Origin of the sequence: Pseudomonas sp. NCIMB 10586 (genome assembly GCF_023127895.1) — a bacterium.
Classification (GTDB): domain Bacteria; phylum Pseudomonadota; class Gammaproteobacteria; order Pseudomonadales; family Pseudomonadaceae; genus Aquipseudomonas; species Aquipseudomonas synxantha_A.
Genome location: NZ_SPKQ01000008.1, coordinates 124198 through 147462, shown reverse-complemented (window position 1 = coordinate 147462; position 23265 = coordinate 124198). Strand labels below are relative to the sequence as shown.

General features: G+C 61.5%; 24 protein-coding genes. 12 read left to right on the top strand and 12 right to left on the bottom strand.

Annotation, left to right across the window (positions count from 1 at the left end; translation table 11 throughout):
• Positions 1–15: 15 nt before the first annotated feature.
• The 8 genes from E4P01_RS04255 (at position 16) to yegS (ending at position 6540) form a co-directional block, all read left to right on the top strand.
• A complete protein-coding gene (locus tag E4P01_RS04255; protein WP_216091904.1) occupies positions 16–1146 on the top strand; it encodes a chemotaxis response regulator protein-glutamate methylesterase in 1131 nt (376 codons plus the stop codon).
• Positions 1146–1886, top strand: a complete 741-nt coding sequence (locus tag E4P01_RS04250; RefSeq protein WP_005790033.1) for a flagellar motor protein — start codon at positions 1146–1148, stop codon at positions 1884–1886. Before E4P01_RS04255 ends, E4P01_RS04250 begins: the two co-directional genes overlap by 1 nt.
• Before the next feature lie 16 nt (positions 1887–1902).
• Positions 1903–2790: a flagellar motor protein MotD gene (gene motD / locus E4P01_RS04245; protein ID WP_032880074.1), complete on the top strand. Its 888-nt coding sequence runs from the start codon at positions 1903–1905 to the stop codon at positions 2788–2790.
• Positions 2791–2841: 51 nt separating this feature from the next.
• Complete coding sequence (locus E4P01_RS04240) at positions 2842–3630, top strand: ParA family protein (protein WP_005790028.1); 789 nt, start codon at positions 2842–2844, stop codon at positions 3628–3630.
• A complete protein-coding gene (locus E4P01_RS04235) occupies positions 3630–4421 on the top strand; it encodes a CheW domain-containing protein (RefSeq protein WP_216091903.1) in 792 nt (263 codons plus the stop codon). Before E4P01_RS04240 ends, E4P01_RS04235 begins: the two co-directional genes overlap by 1 nt.
• Positions 4422–4500: 79 nt before the next feature.
• Positions 4501–4983: a chemotaxis protein CheW gene (locus E4P01_RS04230; RefSeq protein ID WP_005790025.1), complete on the top strand. Its 483-nt coding sequence runs from the start codon at positions 4501–4503 to the stop codon at positions 4981–4983.
• Positions 4984–5376, top strand: a complete 393-nt coding sequence (locus tag E4P01_RS04225) for a DUF2802 domain-containing protein (RefSeq protein ID WP_005790023.1) — start codon at positions 4984–4986, stop codon at positions 5374–5376.
• Between the two features lie 243 nt (positions 5377–5619).
• Complete coding sequence (gene yegS / locus E4P01_RS04220) at positions 5620–6540, top strand: lipid kinase YegS (RefSeq protein ID WP_032880078.1); 921 nt, start codon at positions 5620–5622, stop codon at positions 6538–6540.
• On the opposite strand, the gene E4P01_RS04215 is transcribed toward yegS, so the two are convergent.
• The 3 genes from E4P01_RS04215 to E4P01_RS04205 all read right to left on the bottom strand — a co-directional run bounded on the left by E4P01_RS04215 (position 6499) and on the right by E4P01_RS04205 (position 8823).
• Positions 6499–7158 carry a response regulator transcription factor gene (locus tag E4P01_RS04215; protein ID WP_005790019.1) on the bottom strand — a complete coding sequence of 220 codons (660 nt, stop codon included), beginning with the start codon at positions 7156–7158 and terminating at the stop codon, positions 6499–6501. The genes yegS and E4P01_RS04215 overlap by 42 nt on opposite strands.
• Complete coding sequence (locus E4P01_RS04210; protein ID WP_032880081.1) at positions 7155–8048, bottom strand: sensor histidine kinase; 894 nt, start codon at positions 8046–8048, stop codon at positions 7155–7157. Before E4P01_RS04210 ends, E4P01_RS04215 begins: the two co-directional genes overlap by 4 nt.
• A 325-nt stretch (positions 8049–8373) precedes the next feature.
• Complete coding sequence (locus E4P01_RS04205) at positions 8374–8823, bottom strand: hypothetical protein (protein ID WP_216091902.1); 450 nt, start codon at positions 8821–8823, stop codon at positions 8374–8376.
• Positions 8824–9371: 548 nt separating this feature from the next.
• Between E4P01_RS04205 and E4P01_RS04200 the strand changes: the two genes are divergently transcribed.
• Both E4P01_RS04200 and E4P01_RS04195 read left to right on the top strand, forming a co-directional pair.
• Positions 9372–10307, top strand: a complete 936-nt coding sequence (locus E4P01_RS04200; protein ID WP_005790014.1) for a chemotaxis protein CheV — start codon at positions 9372–9374, stop codon at positions 10305–10307.
• A 38-nt stretch (positions 10308–10345) separates the two neighbouring features.
• Entirely contained in the window at positions 10346–11152 is an 807-nt protein-coding gene (locus E4P01_RS04195; protein ID WP_216091901.1) for an MOSC domain-containing protein, read from the top strand.
• A gap of 48 nt (positions 11153–11200) precedes the next feature.
• Here the strand turns inward: E4P01_RS04195 and E4P01_RS04190 are convergent, their stop codons facing one another.
• The 8 genes from E4P01_RS04190 to E4P01_RS04155 all read right to left on the bottom strand — a co-directional run bounded on the left by E4P01_RS04190 (position 11201) and on the right by E4P01_RS04155 (position 20373).
• Positions 11201–11482, bottom strand: coding sequence for a pyrimidine/purine nucleoside phosphorylase (locus tag E4P01_RS04190; RefSeq protein ID WP_032880083.1), 282 nt, complete (start codon positions 11480–11482; stop codon positions 11201–11203).
• 64 nt (positions 11483–11546) lie between these two features.
• Entirely contained in the window at positions 11547–12089 is a 543-nt protein-coding gene (locus tag E4P01_RS04185; protein ID WP_005790007.1) for an exonuclease domain-containing protein, read from the bottom strand.
• Between the two features lie 74 nt (positions 12090–12163).
• Positions 12164–14047, bottom strand: coding sequence for an acetyl/propionyl/methylcrotonyl-CoA carboxylase subunit alpha (locus tag E4P01_RS04180; protein ID WP_216091900.1), 1884 nt, complete (start codon positions 14045–14047; stop codon positions 12164–12166).
• A 108-nt stretch (positions 14048–14155) separates the two neighbouring features.
• Positions 14156–14917 (bottom strand): enoyl-CoA hydratase-related protein, encoded by a 762-nt coding sequence (locus E4P01_RS04175; RefSeq protein ID WP_216091899.1) that lies wholly within the window; start codon positions 14915–14917, stop codon positions 14156–14158.
• The gene (gene atuD, locus E4P01_RS04170; protein ID WP_148852721.1) at positions 14914–16071 is read right to left on the bottom strand and encodes a citronellyl-CoA dehydrogenase; all 1158 of its coding nucleotides are present in this window, start codon (positions 16069–16071) and stop codon (positions 14914–14916) included. The genes E4P01_RS04175 and atuD overlap by 4 nt, the downstream gene beginning before the upstream one ends.
• 17 nt (positions 16072–16088) lie before the next feature.
• The gene (locus E4P01_RS04165) at positions 16089–17705 is read right to left on the bottom strand and encodes an acyl-CoA carboxylase subunit beta (RefSeq protein ID WP_078821955.1); all 1617 of its coding nucleotides are present in this window, start codon (positions 17703–17705) and stop codon (positions 16089–16091) included.
• A 4-nt stretch (positions 17706–17709) separates the two neighbouring features.
• On the bottom strand, positions 17710–18582 hold the full coding sequence (locus tag E4P01_RS04160) for an SDR family oxidoreductase (protein WP_103733698.1): 873 nt from the start codon (positions 18580–18582) through the stop codon (positions 17710–17712).
• 12 nt (positions 18583–18594) lie between these two features.
• Positions 18595–20373, bottom strand: coding sequence for an acyclic terpene utilization AtuA family protein (locus E4P01_RS04155; protein ID WP_216091898.1), 1779 nt, complete (start codon positions 20371–20373; stop codon positions 18595–18597).
• A 153-nt stretch (positions 20374–20526) separates the two neighbouring features.
• Here E4P01_RS04155 and E4P01_RS04150 point away from each other — a divergent pair, with 153 nt between their 5' ends.
• Both E4P01_RS04150 and E4P01_RS04145 read left to right on the top strand, forming a co-directional pair.
• On the top strand, positions 20527–21150 hold the full coding sequence (locus tag E4P01_RS04150; protein ID WP_005789994.1) for a TetR/AcrR family transcriptional regulator: 624 nt from the start codon (positions 20527–20529) through the stop codon (positions 21148–21150).
• 92 nt (positions 21151–21242) lie between these two features.
• On the top strand, positions 21243–22031 hold the full coding sequence (locus tag E4P01_RS04145; RefSeq protein ID WP_078821952.1) for a transporter substrate-binding domain-containing protein: 789 nt from the start codon (positions 21243–21245) through the stop codon (positions 22029–22031).
• Between the two features lie 575 nt (positions 22032–22606).
• On the opposite strand, the gene E4P01_RS04140 is transcribed toward E4P01_RS04145, so the two are convergent.
• Positions 22607–23158, bottom strand: coding sequence for an RNA polymerase factor sigma-70 (locus E4P01_RS04140; RefSeq protein ID WP_005789991.1), 552 nt, complete (start codon positions 23156–23158; stop codon positions 22607–22609).
• Between the last annotated feature and the right edge of the window lie 107 nt (positions 23159–23265).

The window sequence follows — 23265 nt, the reverse complement described above, 5'->3', positions numbered from 1 at the left end:
CCTAACGGAGTGTTTATGGCAGTCAAGGTCCTGGTGGTGGACGATTCGGGTTTCTTCCGCCGCCGCGTCTCGGAAATTCTTTCCGCCGATCCAACGATCCAGGTGGTCGGCACGGCCACCAACGGTAAAGAGGCGATCGATCAGGCCATCGCGTTGAAGCCGGACGTGATCACCATGGACTACGAGATGCCAATGATGGACGGCATTACCGCCGTGCGTCACATCATGCAGCGCTGCCCCACCCCGGTATTGATGTTCTCGTCGCTGACTCACGAAGGCGCACGGGTGACCCTCGACGCGCTGGATGCCGGCGCGGTGGACTTTCTGCCGAAGAATTTCGAAGACATCTCGCGCAACCCCGACAAGGTCAAGCAGATGCTGTGCGAGAAGGTGCACAGCATTTCCCGCAGTAACCGTCGTAGCCTGTTCAGTGCACCTGCGCCGGCACCTGCGCCTGCGCCCGTAGCGGCTGCACCGACCTCATCGTTTGCACGCCCGGCCCCTGCGCCGGTGGCTCGGCCTGCGGTGGCGCCGGTACGTGCCGCCGCTGCACCGAGCACCCATTCGCCAGCGCCCAAGCGCAAGGCTTACAAGCTGGTTGCCATCGGTACCTCCACCGGCGGCCCGGTGGCCTTGCAGCGGGTGTTGACCCAGCTGCCGGCCAACTTCCCGGCGCCGATTGTGCTGGTGCAGCACATGCCCGCGGCGTTCACCAAGGCGTTCGCCGAGCGCCTGGACAAGCTGTGCCGAATCACCGTCAAGGAAGCCGAGGATGGCGACATCCTGCGTCCTGGCCTGGCGCTGCTGGCGCCGGGTGGCAAGCAGATGATGGTGGACGGCCGTGGTGCGATCAAAATCCTGCCAGGCGACGAGCGCTTGAACTACAAGCCGTGTGTGGATATCACCTTCGGTTCGGCGGCCAAATCCTACGGTGACAAAGTTCTGGCGGTGGTGCTCACCGGCATGGGCGCCGATGGCCGTGAAGGCGCACGCCTGCTCAAGCAAGGTGGCAGCGCCATCTGGGCCCAGGACGAAGCCAGCTGTGTGATCTATGGCATGCCCATGGCCATCGTCAAGGCTGACCTGGCTGACGCGGTCTACAGCCTGGACGACATCGGCAAGCATCTGGTGGAGGCCTGCCTCTGATGGATGTCTTGAGCCTGATCGGGATCACCATGGCATTTGTCGCCATCATCGGCGGCAACTACCTCGAAGGCGGCCACCTCGGCGCCCTGGCCAATGGCCCGGCGGCGCTGATCGTGATCGGTGGCACCGTGGGCGCGGCGCTGTTGCAGTCGCCGCTGAGCTCGTTCAAGCGGGCCATGCAGATCCTGGTGTGGATCATTTTCCCGCCACGGGTCGACCTGCCCGGCGGCATCGACCGCGTGGTCAACTGGAGCCTCACTGCCCGCAAGGAAGGTTTGCTGGGCCTGGAAGGCGTGGCCGATGCCGAGCCCGACAGCTACGCACGCAAGGGCCTGCAATTGCTGGTGGACGGCGCTGAGCCGGAAGCGATCCGCAGCATCCTGGAGGTGGATTTCTACACCCAGGAAAGCCGTGACATCAATGCGGCCAAAGTCTTTGAAAGCATGGGTGGCTACGCGCCGACCATCGGCATCATCGGCGCGGTGATGGGCCTGATCCACGTGATGGGCAACCTGGCTGATCCTTCGCAACTGGGCAGCGGTATTGCCGTGGCGTTTGTGGCGACCATCTACGGCGTGGCCAGTGCCAACCTGGTGCTGTTGCCGGTGGCCAGCAAGCTCAAGTCAATTGCCATGCGCCAGTCGCGTTATCGCGAAATGCTGCTTGAAGGCATCCTCTCGATTGCCGAGGGCGAGAACCCGCGCTCCATCGAATTGAAGCTCCAGGGCTTCATGGATTGATGGGGAGGAACCGCCTGTGAGCCGTCGCCGTCGCGAGCCTGAAGAACATGTCAACCACGAGCGCTGGCTGGTGTCCTACGCGGACTTCATCACCTTGCTGTTTGCGTTTTTCGTGGTGATGTATTCGATTTCGTCGGTCAACGAAGGCAAGTACAAGATCATTTCCCAGGCGCTGGTGGGCGTGTTCAACGATACCGAGCGTGCGCTCAAGCCGATTCCCATCGGTGACGAGCGGCCCAAGACCGTCACCCCGGCCAAGCCGCTGGTTAACGACAGCGATGAGATCGCTGCCGGTGTCGGCGGCACCAGTGACCCGCTCAAAAGCATCGCCGATGACATCAGTGCCGCCTTTGGTGACCTGATCAGTTCCAATCAGATGACCGTACGCGGCAACGAGTTGTGGGTGGAGATCGAACTCAACTCCAGCCTGTTGTTTGCCAGTGCCGATGCGTTGCCCAGTGACCAGGCGTTCACCATCATCGACAAGGTGGCGGCGATCCTTAAACCGTTTGAAAACCCGATCCATGTGGAAGGCTTCACCGACAATTTTCCCATCAGCACCGCGCAGTACCCGACCAACTGGGAACTGTCATCGGCCCGTGCATCGAGCATCGTGCGCATGTTGGCCATGCAGGGTGTGAACCCCCAGCGGCTGGCGTCGGTGGGCTATGGTGAATTCCAGCCGGTGGCCAATAACGCCACGGTGGAAGGGCGGGCACGCAACCGCCGGGTGGTGCTGGTGGTGTCGCGCAACCTGGATGTACGTCGCAGCCTGACCGGCACCGGCACGGCCAATGCAACACCGGATGCGGCGTTGAAGCGCGCTGGCACACAAACTGCACCGGCCCCTGTAAAGTCGCCGGTTCGGGCAAGCGCCGTCAATTCTCCGTCACCGGCTCAATAACCTTATGCCATGTCTCGGTCGCGCCTGTGCCCGCCGGGAGGAACCAACCGAATGAGAGTCTGGGCAGTTGCCAATCAAAAGGGTGGAGTGGGCAAGACCACCACCTCCATCGCCTTAGCCGGCTTGCTGGCCGAAGCGGGCAAGCGTGTGGTCGTGGTCGACCTCGACCCCCACGGTTCCATGACCAGCTATTTCGGCTACGACCCGGATGCGCTGGAACACAGCTGCTATGACCTGTTCCTGCACAAGGGCAGCGTGCCGGCGGATTTGCCCGGGCAATTGCTGCTGCCCACCAGCAACGAGAGCATTTCGCTGTTGCCGTCGAGCACCGCGCTGGCCACCCTTGAGCGCCAGTCGCCGGGGCAGAGCGGCCTGGGCCTGGTGATCGCCAAGACCCTGGCGCAGCTGTGGCAGGATTTCGACTACGCGATCATCGACAGCCCGCCGTTGCTGGGCGTGCTGATGGTCAACGCCCTGGCGGCCAGCCAACAATTGGTGATCCCGGTACAAACCGAGCACCTGGCGGTCAAGGGCCTGGAACGCATGGTCAGCACCCTGGCGATGATCAACCGTTCGCGCAAACAGGCGCTGCCGTTCAGCATCGTGCCGACGTTGTTCGACCGCCGTACCCAGGCATCCCTCAGCACTTTGCGTGTATTGCGCGATGCCTATCCGGACACCATCTGGAACGGCTACATCCCCGTGGATACGCGCCTGCGTGATGCCAGCCGTGCGGGGCTCACGCCGTCGCAGTTCGATGGCAAGAGCCGTGGTGTGCTGGCCTACCGTGCGTTGCTCAAGCATCTGCTGTCGCAGCAGCTTGTGGCGCAGGTGGCGTGATGAACCGTCCTGTCGAATTCAAGACCCGGCCGCAACTGGCGCTGGAATCCTACCTGGATGCCCTGCTGCAGGATGCGACTGACGAAGCGCTGCCGGAACCGATTCTGATACTTGAGCCTGCTGTCGAGCCTGACACTACGCTGGACGATTTCCAGCAGGCCGTCATGGAAGAGCAGGCGCGTGATGCGCAGGCGGTGGAGGCTCCAGTCGTGGTGCCGATCACCCCTGCGGTGGTGGCGCCGATGGTGGTCGAACCGGTGGTGGACGTGCACCTGCCGCCGAGTATCACGCCACCGCCGGTAACCGGTGACGGCCGCCCGGCGTGGGCGGCCGAGCCGTTCGAGTGCCTGCTGTTCGACGTCGCCGGCTTGACCCTGGCAGTGCCGCTGGTGTGCCTGGGCTCGATCTATTCTTTGGAAGGCCAGGAGCTGACACCGCTGTTTGGTCAGCCGGAGTGGTTTCTCGGCATCCTGCCCAGCCAGGCCGGCAACCTCAAGGTGCTGGACACCGCGCGCTGGGTGATGCCCGACCGCTACCGCGACGATTTCCGCCAGGGCCTGCAATACGTGATTTCGGTGCAGGGCTACGAATGGGGGCTGGCGGTGCATCAAGTCAGCCGCTCGTTGCGCCTGGACCCCAATGAAATCAAATGGCGCAGCCACCGCGGCCAGCGCCCCTGGCTGGCGGGCACCGTGATTGAGCACATGTGCGCATTGCTGGATGTCGCTGAACTGGCCGAGTTGATTGCCAGCGGTGCGGTCAAGGCGATGCCACAGAACAAACGTAGTTGATTGAACAATAAGGGCCGTGCGGTTGCGCGGCGCAATAGCATACACGCCGTCGATAGCGGCATTTGAAGGGGTTACACGAATGAACAAGTCAGCGTCCGCACAAGGTTTGGATGATCCGATCCTGCAATGGGTTACCTTCAAACTCGACAACGAGACCTACGGCATCAACGTGATGCGCGTGCAGGAAGTGCTGCGCTACACCGAGATCGCTCCGGTACCGGGTGCACCGAGCTATGTGCTGGGCATCATCAACCTGCGTGGCAATGTGGTGACAGTCATCGACACCCGCCAGCGTTTTGGCCTGGACACGGTTGAAGTCAGCGACAACACCCGTATTGTGATCATCGAAGCCGACAAGCAAGTGGTCGGGATCATGGTCGACAGCGTGGCCGAAGTGGTTTACCTGCGCCAATCGGAAGTGGAAACCGCACCGAATGTCGGTAACGAAGAATCGGCCAAGTTCATCCAGGGCGTGTGCAACAAGAACAACGAACTGCTGATCCTGGTTGAGCTGGACAAGATGATGAGCGAAGAAGAGTGGTCGGAACTGGAGAGCATCTGATTGTTCCTTGAGGCAGCGGTGATTGTCCTGGCCCTGTTGTGGGCCGGGACCTTGGCGTTTGTACTGCGCTATATGCGTCAGCAACGGGAGTTGGCCTTGCAACAGGCCGAACGCGATGCCGTGCGTGATCGGCGCATTCTGGAGCTGGTCAAGCGCGTGGATCATTACCAGCAGAGTGCGGTGCGGGTCGGCGATGAAGTGCATGAACTGCGCGCGATTCTCGGGCCTTTGCCGGATAAGTTGGTGCAACTGGAACAACGTGACCCTTCGAACCTGTCCTTTGCCCAGGCGGCCAAGCTGGTGGGGATGGGGGCGACGGTGGACGAACTGACCCAGTCGTGCGGCTTGACCCAGGCCGAGGCGCAGTTGATGAGCAAATTGCACAAGAGCTGATTCGGTTGGTCAGGTTCAATGTAGGAGCGAGCTTGCTCGCGAAAAACCTCAACATGACGCGTGCTTCCTGCATAAACACGGCGCCTATGGGTTTCTCGCGAGCAAGCTCGCTCCTACAGTGGACATTGGAGGTTGCCCCCTCCCACCTGTTGATCATCAGTCAATTTTTCTCCAGCCACAGACTTTTCCCGTTCTCCAAGGGTCAACATCCTTCAAGCACCTTGACCCAGGAGATACCCTCAAATGACTACCCCCAAAGCCCTGTTGATCCTTCACGGCAAACAAGCCCTGAACGAGGACGTGCGTGCCGCCGTGCTGGCCCGACGTGAGCAGGGTTGGGAGTTGGCGGTGCGGGTGACGTGGGAGGGTGGTGATGCCCAGCGGCTGGTCGATGAAGCCCTGGCTGACGGCTACACCCATATCATCGCCGGCGGCGGCGACGGTACGCTGCGCGATGTGGCCGAGGCCATGGCGCTGGCCAAGGCCGACGCCAGCCTGGTGTTGATGCCCCTGGGCACCGCCAATGACTTTGCCAAGGCCGCGGGCGTGCCGTTGGAACCGGCCGGCGCCCTGGCGTTGCTTGACGTCGAGCCCAAGGCCATCGACCTCGGCCAGGTGGGCGGGCAGATCTTCCTGAACATGGCCACCGGCGGTTTTGGGAGCCAGGTCACGGCCAACACCTCCGAAGACCTGAAGAAAGTCCTAGGCGGCGCCGCCTACCTGTTCACCGGTTTGTCGCGCTTCAGTGAATTGAAGGCCGCCTACGGGGAGCTGGAAGGCCCGGATTTCCACTGGAAAGGCGAGCTGCTCGCGCTGGGTATCGGCAACGGTCGCCAGGCCGGTGGCGGGCATGTCCTGTGCCCCGGCGCATTGGCCGATGATGGATTGCTCGACGTCAGCATCCTGCCAGCCCCCCAGGAAGTGGTCGGCACCCTGCGTGAATTGATGAACAATGGCTGGGGGCTGGACACCATGTTCGTTCGCGCACGTCTGCCATGGGTCAATATCAAGGTCGCCCAAGGCTTGTACATCAACCTCGATGGCGAGCCGCTGGAAGGCGACGACCTGCATTTCGAAGCGTTGCCCAAGGCGCTTCGCGTGCATCTGCCGCTGGGTTCGCCGTTAGTCGTCCAGGCTGATGATTTGCTCACGCACGGCGAATAACACCAGGCCCGCCACGTCGAAAATCTGCAAGCGCTTCATGATCTGCGAGCGATGGGCCTCCACTGTCTTGATGCTCAAGCCCAGGCCATGGGCAATTTCCCGGGTGGACTTGCCACGTACGATCAAACGCAAAATCTCCAGTTGCCGCGCCGTCAGGTTATGGCTGTGGGCAACGGGGGCGCTGGGGCTCTGGCTGCGGATCAGCGCCTGGTTGATCACCGTGTGGGCGATGGCGGGGCTCAGGTAGCGTTCGTTGTTACGCAGGGCCAGCAGCGCATGTTCCAGCTCGTTGGCGGTGGTGTCCTTGAGCAGGTAGCCGTGGGCTCCGGACTCCAGCGCGCGCATGATCAGGTCTGGTTCAGTGTGCATCGACAGAATCAGCACCTTGCAGTTGGGGTAAAAGCGCTTGAGTTGCTGCAAGGCATCCAGCCCACCGGTGTGCCGCATCGACAGATCGAGCAGCACGATATCCGGCTGCAAGGCGCTGTATTGCGCCAGCAGTTGTGCGCCATCGCTGGCTTCGCCGATGACGCTGTAGCCGGGAATATCCAGAATCAGCGCACGCACACCGGCGCGAATCAGTGCGTGGTCATCCACCAGGAGTAAATTGCAGGTCACTCGAGAACCTTAGGGGCGCTGGCCCGTTCGAGAGCGCGGGGCGCCCAGGGGAAAAGTGCGTTGATACGGGTGCCGTTGCCAGGCTGGCTGCTGATGGAAAAGGTGCCCCCCAGCTGGTGTGTCCGTTCGCACATACCGGCCATGCCCCGTTGGCCTTCCCGGCCCGGGTCGGGGGCAGGCGAGAACCCCTGGCCGTCATCGCAGATCATCAGCGACAGGCCTTCAGGCAGGCGTTGCAGGCGCACCAGCAGGTTGCGCGCCTTTGCATGGCGAAGCATGTTGGTCACCGCTTCCTGGGTGATGCGAAAGGCCGCCACGGCCACTTCTTCGGGGATGCCGGTGAGCCGTTGCTGACACTCCAGGCTCCAGCACACCTGGGTGTTTTCCAGGGTCTTGAGCAGGTGCGCGCGCAGGCTGGCTTCCAGGCCCAGGCTGGTCAGTTGGCGGGGGTTGAGGATGGCGCAGACGTCGCGCACCTTGGCCAGGGTTTCATTGAGCGTATTGCACAGCACCGTGCAATGGGTGTTCAGGTCCGGGGGCAGGCGGCGCTGCAACCATTCGCTTTGCAGTTTGGCGGCGGTCAGCAGTTGGCCGATATCGTCATGCAGTTCGCGGCTGAGCCGGTGGCGTTCGTTCTCCTGCACTTGCAGCAAGCGGTCGGCCAGCTCCTGGGGCTCGAACTTGATGGCTTTGCGCGAATTCCACTGTTGCAGCCCCACCACCACCAGCGTGGCGAAGTTGAGCAGCAGGATCGGCAACGGCAGCGGCGCGTCCTGCAGATAGGCCCACAGGCTGCCCAGCAATGAGCACAGGCACAGCGCAAGGGTGAGTCGGCGCACATGGCTGCGGGACACGGACCTGGCGATAAGTGACTTGAAACTCGCGTACATAGCGGATGGAGCCAATGAGGGTTCACTGCGGTGAGGCCGGTTGACCGGGCTCTGTTTGGAGTGCGCTGCCAAATCGTCTTTAAGCATGTTGAAGTTAAATCACTTCGAGCGGGGCATAGTACCACCCCGCTTACCGTTGGTCGCCTGATTGGTTTATGGCCCACACAAATACTCTGGCCGTTAATCCCAGAGTTGAAAGCGGAAAGTTGTATTAACGAAGTTGGTTTGTATAATTATTACATTGATGGCTAATTGATATTTTCCCATTGCGTCCAAGCCGGTCGTTTTTAGATAACTCGGCAGTTAAATACGACCTGCACGACGCTCACGACCCATGATGCAGCTGCTGCGGCGGTGTACGGCTCAAATCCTTTTGCGGGATCTGCAAGGCAACCGTTGCGATCAATGAAGTTTGCTCGCTGTCATCCAGGCTCAGTTCACCGGTGCGGGTGTCGATCAGTTCCAGTTGCCAGGCCAGCAGGGTCAGGCAGTCATGCAGCGCGTCCAGCGCCTCGTCATGCAACTGCAGAGGGCTTTGGGCATTGGCGATCAGATTTTGCAGATGCCCCGAGAACTCGCTGATTGCCTGCAGCGCCAGGCCATCGGCTTTTTCAGCCAGTTTGGCCAAGCTGGCTTTCATGCAGTCGATGGCGTCGCTGTCGTTGCGGATCAAATGCAGATGGCTCAAACACTCTTCGGATTTGCCCAGAAGCAGTTGAGCCTCGCCCAGAAATGCGAGAAGTGCTGTTTGCCATTCGTTTGCGCTATTCATCATGCAAGTCTCCGCAACGTAAGGTCGGGTGATGAGATGTCGCACCGGGTGAATGGCTTAAAACTAGCGCTGAAATACGACTTGGACTTGTAGGTCGCTTCCGATGTTTCAGTAGGACGTTTATTGAAATGCTCACGAAAGTCGTATGTAGCCCCTGGGGTGCGGGATGACACGACTTCAGTTGCCGATACGTGAGTGCCTGAAAGGCCCGTGGGCCAAGGGCTGGGGATGGCAAACAAAAGCCTGACTCCATTCATGCAATGAGAATGGCGTCACATTAATGGCTATTAGATATCGCGAATATCAGGTTGGGCCTGATTGCGTATAGGGGAACCCCCTATATGGTGGAACTGCACGTCGGTTCGACTGTCGCGCACGGCGCCTTGAAACAGTATTAAGGGCCGAAGCAGTAAAGCATGATGTCAGTGTGGCATCAATGGATTTACATGGCATTTTATTGGGGTCAAGGTCCGGCGCTTGCCGCCGATAATGTACCTATACGACTGCACACCCTCTCAACGCGCCTGCGGCGTGTACACCAGGAGCTTTTAATGGCCGGCATTCTCGACACGGTAGATCAACGCACGCAATTGGTGGGTGAGAATCGCCTGGAAATTCTCATGTTCCGCCTCTTCGGTCGGCAGTTGTTCGCGATCAACGTGTTCAAAGTGCAGGAAGTGCTGCAGTTACCCAAGCTGACCCTGATGCCCCAGCGCCACCCATTCGTGTGCGGGGTGGTCAACCTGCGGGGCCAGACCTTGCCGGTGATCGACTTGTCCCAGGCCATCGGTATGCGCCCTTTGGTGCCGGGGCCCAACAGCACCATCATCGTCACCGAATACAACCGTTCGGTGCAGGCGTTTCTGGTGGGCGGCGTTGACCGCATCGTCAACATGAACTGGGAAGCCATCCTGCCGCCGCCGACCAGCGCCGGTCGCCAGCACTACCTTACTGCCATCAGCAAGGTCGATGACCAGTTGGTGGAAATCATCGACGTGGAAAAAGTCCTCGCCGAGATCGTGCCCTATAACGCCAAGGTCTCGCGGGAAAAACTCGAAGACCCGGTGCTCGAACGTGCCCGTGGTCGCGAAGTGCTGCTGGTGGACGACTCCAACGTGGCCCTGTCGCAGTTGCGCGATACCCTGGGACAGTTGGGGGTGAAGATGCACATCGCCAGCGACGGTCTCAAGGCGTTGAACATGCTCAAAGCCTGGGCCGACAGCGGCCAGGTGATGACCGACAAGCTGCTGATGATCTTCACCGACGCCGAAATGCCCGAGATGGACGGCTACCGACTCACCACCGAAATCCGCAACGACCCGCGCCTGCGCGGCCTCTATGTGGTGCTGCACACCTCGCTGTCGGGCAGCTTCAATGAGTCAATGGTGAAAAAGGTCGGCTGCGACAATTTCCTCTCCAAATTCCAGCCGGACAAGCTGGTGGATGTGGTGCGCGAGCGACTGATGTTGGACGAAGTGCCCGCCTGACTTTAGGATGACACTTTGTTTCCCAGGAAGGCAGGCCCATGCTTCGTCTCAGCGCGTTGTACCGTTACCCCCTCAAATCCGGCAAGGCCGAAGCCTTGCAGCACATCGGCCTGGATAAACTCGGCCTGCAAGGGGATCGACGTTGGATGCTGGTGGACGAAGCCAGTGGGCGGTTCCTGACGCAGCGGGCGGTGGCGAAGATGAGCCAACTGTCGGCGCTGTGGAGCGACGCGGGCGGCCTGACCTTGAGTTCGCCGGGCTACTCATCGTTGGAGGTGGCGTTGCCGGAGGGTGCCAGTGAACTGCGCGGCGTGACCATCTGGCGCGACACCCTGCGCGTACCCGATGCTGGCGATGAGGCGGCCGCCTGGGTCAGCGAGTTTATCGGCAAGCCTACGCGCCTGGTGCAGCTTCCCCTGGAACGTGCGCGCACCACCGAAGCCGGCTACGGCAAGGATGACGACAAGGTCGGCTTTGCCGACGGCTACCCGCTGTTGCTGATCGGCCAAGGCTCCCTGGATGACTTGTGTGAGAAGATCGGCCGCCCGATGGAGATGCTGCGTTTTCGTCCCAACCTGGTGATCGAAGGCGCCCAAGCCTTTGCCGAGGATGGCTGGAAGCGCTTGCGCATCGGCGATGTGGAGTTCCGGGTGGTCAAGCCGTGCTCGCGTTGCATCCTCACCACCATTGATCCCCGCACCGGCGAGCGCAGCCCCGACCGCGAACCCTTCGCGACGCTGGAGACCTATCGCAAGACCGAGAAGGGCACGATGTTCGGCCAGAACCTGGTCAACGATGGCATCGGCCACTTGGAAGTCGGGATGCCGGTGACGGTCCTGGAATAAAAAGTGCCCGTCTCGCTGGAGACGGGCATTTTTGTTTACCGGTGATACTTAGCCGCGGTATTCACACAGGTAAGCGGTGTCTACGGCGACCTTCAACTGGAACTTGCTGTTGGCCGGTACGTTGAACTGGCTGCCGGCGGCGAAGGTTTCCCACTCGGCGTCGGGCAGTTTGACAATCAGTGCGCCGCAGACCACATGCATGATTTCACGCTGGGCGGTACCGAATTCGTATTCACCCGGAGCCATCACGCCGATGGTCGCCGGACCTTCTGCAGTGCCGAAAGCGATCGACTTGACGGTGCCGTCGAAGTACTCGTTGACTTTGAACATGGGTGAATCCTCGGAAAAAGGGTCTGGAAAGGTCGGCCAGTATGCCCAAGCCCACGGGAGCTGCCTAGACCGGCAAAATCAACGGTAACAGGCGTGCGGTGTTACGCGCGTCTTCCAGGGCGCGATGCTGTTGGCCATTGAACTGCATTCCCGCCAATTGCAGCGCACCATTGAGCCCCAGTGGTTTGTCCAGGCGCCGGGCCTTGGCAAAGCGTTGCTTGAGGTTCACATGGGGCGTTTGCCCCAGGGCGCTGGACAGGCCATGGCGCTGCCATTCGAGTTCAAGTTGCACGCGATCGTAATCACCCCAGCTGGCCCAGCCTTCCAGGCGTGCCTGGTGCTGGCCCAGCCAGCGCTCGAACAGCGGCCACACCTCGGTGATCGGTGTGGCTGCGTCGATATTGGCTTGGGTGATATGGGTCAGCTTGCGGCAAAAGGGCGTCAGCAACGGCCGTCGCAGTGGCCGCACAAAGCGCTGAAAGTGATCCAGTTCGCGGCCCTGGCGGTTGACCAGGCTGGCGCCGATCTCGATGACTTCCATCTCCGTCACGGGCCAACCGCCGTCATCCGTTGTGGCTTCAAGGTCAATAATCAGCCAATGAGGCATGGTGCAGGTTCCCGTACTCGTCCCTTTCTGATGGGGATAGAGCGTAGCCCGGCCCTGTAGTTCCGCCTAGGGCGTTATTCGATCTGTAGCAAAACCTGACGATTGCGCACCTGATCGCCCGCCATGACCTGCACCGCCTTGACGATGCCGTCGATCCCGGCCTTCAGCGGGTGCTCCATTTTCATCGCTTCGAGCACCAGCAACAGTTGGCCTTTGGTGACTGTGTCGCCGACGCTGACCTGGATATCGACAATGGCGCCATCCATCGGCGCCTTGACCGTGCCACTGCTGGCATCCACCTGGCGGCTGGCGACCTGCTGGGTGCGGTTGGTCACCTTCACGCCGGGCAGCCACAGTTGGGTATCGTCGATGTAGTAGGCGGTACGCCGCCGGATGCCGTTGAGCACCCAGGTGGCCCAGCGACCGTCGATGGTGAGTTGCAGGTCGTCGGCACTCACGGTGTGGGTTTGGCCATTGACCTCCAGGCGGTAGGTGCACGGCACATTGGCGGTGTTGCGCCATCCCGCCAGGCCTTGGGGATGCTGGTCGGCGCTGTGCCGGTAAAACAGCGCTGCGGCCAGGCTGAGCTGTTCAGTCGATGGCGCCTGGGGCGGTAGCTGGCCGAAGCGTTCGGCGATAAAGGCGGTGCTGAACTCGCCGGCGATAAAATCCGGCTGCTTGAGCAAATCAACCAAAAACCGCTGATTGGTGGTGACACCCAGTAGCACGGTGTCTTCCACTGCCCGCAGCAACTTTCGGCGAGCTTCTTCGCGAGTGGCGCCGTGGGCGATGATCTTGCCCAGCATCGGGTCGTAGAACGGGCTGATGGTTTCGCCTTCGCGTAGGCCATGGTCGATGCGCACGCAGGCGGCAGGCTCCCAGCGCAGCACGTCACCGGTTTGCGGCAGGAAGCCCTGGGCCGGGTCTTCGGCGTACAGGCGCACTTCCATGGCGTGGCCGCTCAGCACCACATCGGCTTGTGCCAGCGGCAGAGGCTGGCCGGCGGCGATGTGCAGTTGCCAGGCCACCAGATCGAGGCCGGTGATCAGCTCGGTCACCGGGTGTTCGACTTGCAGGCGCGTGTTCATTTCCAGGAAATAAAACCGACCATTGCGATCGAGCAGAAACTCCACGGTACCGGCGCCGACGTAGCTCACCGCCCGCCCGGCCTTGAGCGCCGCGTCGCCCATGGCCTGGCGCAGTTCGGGCGTCATCACGGGGCAGGGCGCTTCTTCGATGACTTTCTGATGGCGGCGCTGGATCGAGCAGTCGCGCTCGCCCAGGTAGATCAGGTTGCCATGGCGATCGCCGAACACTTGCACCTCAACGTGGCGCGGGTCGATCAGGGCCTGCTCAAGAATCAGTTCGTCGCTGCCAAAAGCGTTCATTGCCTCAGAGCGCGCAGTGCGCAGTTGCTCCAGCAGCTGTTCAGGTTGGTGTACCAGGCGCATGCCACGCCCGCCGCCACCGGCGCTGGCCTTGATCATCAGCGGGAAGCCGATGCGCTCGGCTTCCTGTTGCAGCGTGGCGTCGTCCTGGGCGCTGCCTTGGTAACCGGCGATACAGGGCACACCGGCGTCGAGCATGGCGATCTTCGACAGGCGCTTGCTGCCCATCAGCTCGATGGCTTCGCTGCTGGGGCCGATGAAAACGATATGGGCGTTCTGACAGGCGCGGGCGAAGTCGGGGTTTTCCGAAAGGAAGCCGTAGCCTGGGTGGATGGCGTCGGCGCCGGTGCGTCGGGCGGCGTCGAGGATGGCGGCGATGTTCAGGTATGACTGTTGTACGGGAGCCTGGCCGATATTCACGGCTTCGTCGGCCATCTGCACGTGCAGGGCATGGGCGTCGGCGTCGCTGTACACAGCCACGGTGCGGTAGCCCAGGGCTTGGGCAGTGCGCTGGATACGACAGGCGATTTCGCCGCGGTTGGCGATCAGGATTTTGGTGAAGGCGGGCATTGGGTTATCCCTTACTGGATGTGGCGTGTGTTGGGGCCTCTTCGCAGGTAAGCCAGCTCCCACATTTGAAATGTGTTCCCTGTGGGAGCTGGCTTGCCTGCGATGGCGTCATCGAGACCAACCCGGCTTTCGCTTCTGCACAAACGCCTGCGTCCCCTCAATCCCTTCCTCGCTTCTCACCGCCTCGGCAAACCACTGCGCCCCGCGGTCCAGTACTGCATCAAGCGGCTCATCCACGCTTGCCAGCAACAGGGATTTGGTTCGCGCATTGGCCCCCGGCGCGCACTGCAATACCTGCCCCAACACTTCATCCAGCCGCTGCGCCAGTGCCTGGGCATCGTGCTCGACAAAATGCACCACGCCCAAACGGCCAGCCTCGACCCCATCAAACCGCGCCGCCGTCAGCGCCAGCCGCCGTGCCTGGGTCAAGCCGATGCGCTTGACCACAAACGGCGCTATCTGCGCCGGCAACAACCCCAGGGTGGTCTCCGGCAAGCCGAACTGCGCCTTGTGTTCGGCGATCGCAATATCGCTCACACAGGCCAACCCAAACCCACCGCCCAGCACCGCGCCCTGCAGCACTACGATTACCACCTGCGGCAGCGCTTGCACCTCTTGCAGCAAGGTGCCAAACGCGCGGTTCAACGCGTGTAACTGATCCCCCGCGCCGACCAGGTCCTTCACATCGGCCCCCGCGCAGAAATGCCCCCCCGCACCGCTGATCACCACGGCGCGTACCTGTCTGTCCAATTGCGCCAGTACTGCACGCAGTTCCTTGACCATGGCCAGGCTCATTGCATTGCGGCATTCGGGCCGGTTGAGGGTGATATGCAGCACGCCGTTATGGGCTTCCAGCAGCAGGGTACTCATGGTTTTTTACCGGGCAGGGTGCCCATCAGTTTGCAGATGATGCCCAGCATGATTTCGTCGGCACCGCCGCCAATCGATACCAGGCGCACGTCGCGGTAGGCGCGGGCCACCGGGTTGTCCCACATGAAGCCCATGCCGCCCCAATATTGCAGGCAACTGTCGCTGACCTCACGGCCCAGGCGTCCGGCCTTGAGCTTGGCCATGGACGCCAGGCGAGTCACGTCCTGGCCCTTGATGTACTGCTCGGTAGCCTGGTAGACCAACGCACGCAGACACTCGATTTCGGTGGCCAGTTCGGCCAGGCGGAAGTGGATCACCTGGTTGTCGATCAGCGCCTTGCCGAAGGTCTGGCGCTCTTTGCAGTATTCGATGGTGCTGTCGATGCAGTACTCCAGGCCCTTGATCATATTGGCCGCGCCAAATAGGCGTTCTTCCTGGAACTGCAGCATCTGCATCATGAAGCCTGCGCCTTCATGGCCGATGCGGTTGCGCTGCGGCACACGCACGTCGTCGAAGAACACCTGGGCGGTTTCGGAGCTGTGCATGCCGAGCTTTTCCAGGGGCGGGCTGACGCTGATGCCCGGCGTGTTCATCGGCACCATGATCAGCGACTTGTTGATATGCGGCTTGTCATCGGAGGTGTTGGCGAGCAGGCAGATAAAGTCGGCGCTGGGCGAGTTGGTGATCCACATCTTGCTGCCGTTGATCACATAGTCGTCGCCGTCTTTACGCGCATGGGTCTTGAGCCCGGCCACGTCGGAGCCGGCGCCGGTTTCCGACACGCCGATGCAGCCGACCTGTTCACCGCTGATGGCCGGGCGCAGGAACTCCTCGCGCAATTCATCGGAGCCGAAGCGGGCCAGGGCCGGGGTGCACATGTCGGTCTGCACGCCGATGGACATGGGGATGCCGCCACAGCGGATGCTGCCGAACGCTTCGGCGGCGACGATGGAGTAGCTGTAGTCCAGGCCCATGCCGCCGAACTGCTGCGGCTTGGAAATGCCCAGCAGGCCCAGGTCGCCGGCCTTGCGGAAGATCTCGTGGATGGGAAAGCGCCCGGCTTTTTCCCACTCGTCGACATGGGGGTTGATCTCGCGGTCGACGAAGGCGCGCACGGTGCGGCGCAGTTCCTGGTGTTCCTGGGTGAAGATCATTTTTATTGTTCTCCTGATTAGAATCGCGCCACACCAAAGCTGTTCGGTTGCAGTTGCCTTAGTTCAGCCTCATGGCAGATATCCAGCAGGAACCCAAGCAAGGTGCGGGTATCCCGTGGATCGATCAACCCGTCATCCCACAGATTGGCGCTGCCGTAGAGCGCCGTGGACTGGCTGTCGAGCTTCTGCGCGGTGACCTGTTCGAGCATGTCCAGCACCTTTGGGTCGGGCACCAGGCCGTCCTTCAACTGCTTGGCCTCGGTGACGATGCGCAGCACCTTGCCGGCTTGCGCGCCGCCCATGACCGCTGTGCGGCTGTTGGGCCAGGCGAATATAAAGCGGGGGTCAAGGCCGCGCCCGCACATCGCATAGTTACCGGCACCGTAGGAGCCACCGACCACCACCGTGAGCTTGGGCACGCGGGCGTTGGCCACCGCCTGAATCATCTTTGCACCGTGCTTGATCACCCCTTGCTGTTCGGACTCGGTGCCAACCATGAAGCCGGTGGTGTTGTGCAGGAACAGCAGCGGCGTACGGCTCTGATCACACAGCTGGATAAACTGCGCGGCCTTGCTCGCGCCTTTCGGCGTGATGGGGCCGTTGTTGCCGATCACACCAACGGCGCGGCCCTGGATATGCAGATGGCCGCAGACGGTATGGGCGTCGAACTCGCTTTTGAACTCCAGGAAATGAGAGGCGTCGGCCAGGCGCGCGAGGATTTCGCGCACGTCGTAGGGCTTTTTCGGATCATCGGGGATCAGCCCCAGTAACTCGTCGATGGGGTACAGCGGCTCGGCATAGGTGTTTTTTACCGCTGGCGGCTGCCGGTCATTCCACGGCAGCAGGCCGACAATCTCTCGCACGATACGCACGCCATCGGCATCATTTTCCGCCAGGTATTCAGCGGTGCCGGCGGTTTGCGCGTGCATCTGCGCACCGCCCAAATCTTCGTCGCTGGCGACTTCGCCGGTGGCGGCCTTGAGCAGTGGTGGCCCGGCAAGGAACAGCTTGGCCTTGCCGCGCACCACCACCACGTAATCCGACAAGCCCGGCTGATAGGCACCGCCTGCCGTGGCCGAGCCATGCACCACGGTGATCTGCGGCAGGCCCATCGCCGACATGCGCGCCTGGTTGGCAAAGCTGCGCGCGCCTTCGACGAAAATCTCGGCGGCATAATTGAGGTTGGCGCCGCCGCTTTCGGCGAGGGTCACCACCGGCAGTTTGTTCTCCATGGCGATCTGTTGCAGGCGCAGGGATTTCTTCAGGCCCGATGGGGAAATGGTGCCGCCCTTGATCGCGCTGTTGTTGGCCACCACCAACATACGCACGCCGCTGACATAGCCGATGCCGGCGATCAGCCCGCCACCGGCGGCGCTGCCGTCCTTGTCGTCGTGGAGTTTGTAGCCGGCCAGGCTGGCCAGTTCCAGAAACGGCGCGCCCGGGTCGAGCAGCAGGTTGAGGCGCTCGCGGGGCAGCAATTGGCCGCGCTTGTCGAACTTGGGCTTGGCCTCCTCAGCCTTGGCCAGCAGGTTGTGTTCCAGTTGATGCAACTGGGCAATGGCGGCCAGCATGGCGGCGCGATTCTGTGCGAACTGTGGGCTGTGGGGATCGACCAGGGTTTCAATCGTCGGCATCGTGTTATTGCTCCGTCTTGAGCACATCCGGCAGATAGGCGCGGTGGAACCCATTGAAGGGTTGGCTCGGCGCCTGCGCCTTGTGCAGCGGCCATGCCCGACTGCCCAGGCTGGCGGCACCGTCGATGCGCAGCGTGCTGCCGCTGACAAAGGCCGCGGCCGGGCTGAGTAGAAAAACGATGGCCGCGCTGACTTCCGACTCGGTGCCGATGCGTTTGAGCGGCACATGCTCGCGCAAGGTGGGGATCACGGCCTTGAACGCGCCTTCATAGGTGTCCATGCCGCTGGAGGCAATCCAGCCGGGCGCCACGGCGTTGACGCGCACCCCGGCATAGCCCCATTCAAACGCGGCGGTCTTGGTGAAATTATCCATGCCCGCGCGCGCTGCGCCGGAATGGCCCATGCCGGGCATACCGCCCCACATGTCGGCGAGCATGTTGACGATTGATCCACCGTGCTTGCTCATCGACTGGTTGAACACTTCCCGCGCCACCAGGAAACCACCCACCAGGTTGGTGCGCAGTACGGTTTCAAAGCCCTTTTGGTTGATGGCGGCCAGGGGCGAGGGGTATTGGCCGCCGGCGTTATTGACCAGGCCATGGATGGGGCCATGGTCGTGCAGAATCTGCGTGACCAGCGCCTTCACCGCCTCTTCATCACGAATATCACAGACATGCCAATGGGCGACGCCGCCATCTTCGACAATTTCCGCTGCGACCTTCTGCAGTTTTTCCGGCTTGCGACCCACCAGGATCACGCGAGCGCCCAAGGCCGCCAGCTCATGGGCGGTGCAGCGGCCAATGCCACTGCCGCCTCCGGTGACAATCACGGTTTGCCCCTGGAACAGGTCGGCTTTGAAGATCGAGTCGAAGGCCACGGCGACGGTCCTTTAGGTGTGTTGGTCGGCAATGTGTTGCGGCACGGCGATGGGGATTTCCAGCAGTTGCTGGGCAAAGGCTTTGCCTTGCGGGTCGATGCGCAGGCTGGCGATACCACCGCCGCCCAGGGCATTTTCCAGCAGGAAATTCAGGCTGTGGCTGCCGGGTAGATACCAGCGCTCGACGCGGCCGTGACGGGGGTCGAGCACGTGGCTCATCCAGTCGACGATCACCTCCCGGGTCAGCGTTTCGGCGATCCATGGCAGGTAGTCGGGGTGGCGGGCGATCACGCCGATATTGCTGTGGTTGCCCTTGTCACCGGAGCGCGCCACGGCAAGTTTCACCAGGGGCACGCTGGCGTCGGCGCGGCCTTGGGGTTTGGGCGGTTCGATGGGGGCAGCGGGCGTGCGTAGGGGGAGCGCGGCGGGCAGTTCGACGGCATGGCGTTGGCCTTGATAATCGATGCTCAGTGCACAGGCCGCCTTGTCGATCAGAAACGAAAACAGCCGAATCAACGGGTAGACCGTAGGCCGCCCGCCGACGATGCCGGTGAGCCCCGGCGCCATGCCGGTGGCCGCTTGCGCTATCTCGCGGGCGAACAGCACCAGGGCCTGTTTGCTCGGGTGCCTCACGGCCAGTTTCATCACCACTTCGCGGCAATCCTCACGCCGGGCATGGGCGCCGTAGGTGGCTTCGCTGCCCAGCAGCTCAATGTTCACGTCGGTGTAGGGCGCCCAACCGCGTTGGCTGAACAGTTGCTCGGTCTTGTTGATGATCGCCTGGCTGACCCGCTCGGCCTTGGCCACTGCGTCGATCCCGGCAAGCAGGCAACTGGCGGTACAGCGGAAACCATCAGGATAGGTGGCGCTGACCTTGTACTGATCGGTGGGTGGCAGCCCCTTGGCGCCGTGCACGCGCACTGAATGCTTGCCTTGCTGCTGCAACTTGACCTGGCTGAAATCGCAGATCACATCCGGCAGCAGATAGGCGCGCGGATCAGCGATTTCATACAGCAGCTGTTCAGCCACGCTGAGTTCACTGATCAGGCCGCCGCTGCCTTCGACTTTGTTGACGGTGAACTGGCCGTCGGCGCTGACTTCGACGATGGGGAAGCCGATGTGCTCGTAGTCCGGTACGTCGCGCCAATCGGTGAAATTGCCGCCGGTGCACTGGGCACCGCATTCGATGATATGCCCGGCCAGGGCGGCCTGGGCCAGATGATCGTAGTCCTGCCATGACCAGTTGAACTCATGCACCAGGGCCGCGCTGACCACCGCGCTGTCGACCACCCGGCCGGTGATGACGATGTCGGCGCCGAGTTCCAGGGCCTGGGCAATCCCCGGCGCGCCGAGGTAGGCATTGGCGGACACGCACAAAGGTGGCAGCGGGGTGCCGTTGAACATGTCGGTGACGTTGGGCAGGTGTTTGAGTTGGGGGTGCAGGTCATCGCCGAGCAGCACCGCGATCTTCAGCGCAATGCCGGCCTGGTCGCAGGCCGCTTGCAGGGCGGCGGCGCAGGCCTGGGGGTTGATGCCGCCGGCATTGCTGATCACGCGGATGCCCTGGCGTTGGAGATCCGCCAGCAAGGGCGTGAGGACCTCGACAAAGTCCGTGGCGTAACCGGCCTTGGGGTCTTTCATGCGTGCTCCGGCGAGAATCGACATGGTGACTTCCGCCAGGTAGTCGAACACCAGGTAATCCAGGGCGCCGCCTTGCACCAATTGAGCGGCCGCCGTGCAGGTGTCACCCCAGAAGGCGCTGGCGCAGCCGATACGAACCGTTTTGCTCATGAGAAATCCGTCCTCCAGGGGCTGGCGTCGAGACTACCAAGCAAGCGCTTGGTTTGTAAACTGGGCGCACAAGTTTTACCCAAGCGCTTGCTTGGGTGGCGGCCACGGCCTAAATTGCCGCCCAAGATGTCAGCACAAGTGAAGGAGAGCAGCATGGATGAGCACAAAGCCCTGGGGGTGATGCGCGCCATGGTCGCCGGTGGCCGATTGACCGACCCCGAGAGCGCCCGGGGCAAATTGCTGCAAACCGCGGCTCACCTGTTTCGCAACAAGGGTTTTGAGCGCACTACCGTGCGTGACCTTGCCAGCGCCGTGGGCATACAGTCGGGCAGCATCTTTCATCATTTCAAGAGCAAGGACGAGATTCTGCGGGCGGTGATGGAAGAAACCATCCACTACAACACCGCAATGATGCGCGCCGCGCTGGAAGAGGCGAGCACTGTGCGCGAGCGTGTGCTGGCGCTGATTCGCTGCGAGTTGCAGTCGATCATGGGCGGCAGCGGCGAGGCCATGGCGGTGCTGGTCTACGAATGGCGTTCGCTGTCGGCCGAGGGCCAGGCCCAGGTGCTGGCCTTGCGCGACGTTTATGAAGATATCTGGTTGCAGGTATTGGGTGAGGCCAAGACCGCCGGGTATATCCGCGGTGACGTGTTTATTACTCGGCGCTTCCTGACGGGCGCGTTGTCCTGGACCACTACCTGGTTCCGTACCCAGGGCAGCCTGACCCTTGAAGAATTGGCCGAAGAGGCCCTGCTGATGGTGTTAAAGGCGGATTGAGGTGCACGTTATTAATTTGAGGGCGAACGTTGTCTCCCCCGATAAAAACGCCTAGCTTAGCGCCATCAGAATATTCAACGGTGTGTGCCTCGATGTTTTCGCCATGGCGGCTGGCTGCAGGACTTGCATTATGGGCACTGGGCAGCGCCGCGTGGACGCAGGCGGGCGCTGCGCAATTGGTGAGGATCGGCGCGGCGCACTTTCCGCCTTACACCGTACGTCCTGAACAAGGTGCCGATACCGGTTTGCTGCCGCAATTGATCGAGGCCCTGAACGCTGCGCAAACCGACTACCAGTTTGTCTTGGTACCCACATCTATTCCCCGGCGTTTCCGTGATTTCGAGCAAGGCCGGGTCGACATGGCGATCTTCGAAAACCCGTCCTGGGGCTGGCGGGATATTGCCCATACCAGCGTCGACATGGGCCTGGAAGACGCAGAAATCTTCGTCGCCCAACGTCAGCCCGGTCGCGACGAAAGCTATTTTGCCGACCTTGCCGGCAAGCGCCTGGCAGTCTTCAGCGGCTATCACTATGCCTTTGCGGGTTTCAACCCGGATCCCAGGAACATGGCCCAGCACTTCAACGCCACCTTGACTTATTCCCATGACAGCAACCTGTTGATGGTCGCGCGTGGGCGGGCTGATATTGCCTTGGTGACGCGTTCGTACCTGAGTGATTTTCTGGTGCGCAATGTGGACATGGCCGGGCAATTTCTGGTGTCCGAGCGCATTGACCAGGTGTATCACCATTACGCGTTGCTGCGGCCCAAGGCACCGATCACGGCAGAGGCGTTTTCCGCATTGCTCAAGGGCTTGCGGGACAATGGGCAGATGCTGAAGATTTTCGAGCCGTATCGTATTGATCTGACGCCAGTGCCCTGAGGGGGATTTGAAACCTTTTTGATGGGGCGCGAGGGAGCTGGCTCCCGTGACGGTCGGATAGCTGGCGCATATCTACCTGACACGCCAAGATCCAAATGTGGGAGGGGGCTTGCCCCCGATGGCGGCCTAAGAGCCGACCAGGATGTTGGATCAGACCGAGTACATATCCATTCCTGCGGTAACGGCCACTTAGGGTTCCGCTTTTACAGCGGGTCACTTTTGGAAAAGAGCCCCAAAAGTAACCAAAAAGGCTCTTGCCCCACCACTCGGCACCTCGCTTAGGCTCGGTGTGCCCGTAATCCGCCATGGATTTGGGGGGCCGCCGCCACGCGCCATCCATGGCGCGGGGCGGCTAAACCGGCATCCCTGCCGGTTTACCCCCCAAATCCATGGCGAATTACGGCCAGCGTGGTTTGACGGGGCGCCTGAGATCAAAAGCAGATCAAGATCAAGATCACGAGCGGCTCGCTTCGCATTGTGGTTACGGTTGGTTGCGGCTACACGAGTTGTGTGGATACCCATGCTCATCGGTACCAGCATCACGCCTCTGCTCCCGCAGCATGGGCCCGCCGCGCTCAAACCCTGCGCGCAAACGTATCGCTGTGGCTGCCCGACACCTTGCGGCAATGCACCAGCGCATCGCGAATCATGAAGTTCACCAATGTCGGCGAAACCCCCAACTCCTTGGCGATATCCTTTTGCGGCACGCCATGCAGGCGGTACATCTCGAACGCATAGCGGGTGCGCTGGGGCAGTTCCGTCAGGGCGTCGGCGATGTTTTCCAGAGTGTTGAAATTGATATGGGAGGTTTCCGGTGAAGCGCCGTGAATGACCACATTCAAGCCTTCCTCTTCGGTCCCGGAGTATTTGAGCTCCAGGGCCTGCTTGCGGTAATGATCGATCGCCAGGTTACGCACGATCTGGAACAGGTAACTCAGTTGGGCTTTGAACGATGAAGTGATCGTCGGCGCTGACTGCAATCGGAAGTAGGCGTCCTGTACCACGTCTTCGGCACGGGAGCGGCACCCGGTAATGCGTGCGGCGATCTTCACCAATATCAGTCGATTATCGACGAACGCCTGCAGAAGGGGTGAGTCGCACCTGCCTGTGGATACTTGTTCCGTCATGGAAATCACCTTGTCGCAAAAGAGGTTAGGGGAGGGCGTCCTTGCTGAGGCCTCCTACACATCGGGCAACAAATTATGCTTAATGATAATGATTGTCAAATGAGAAG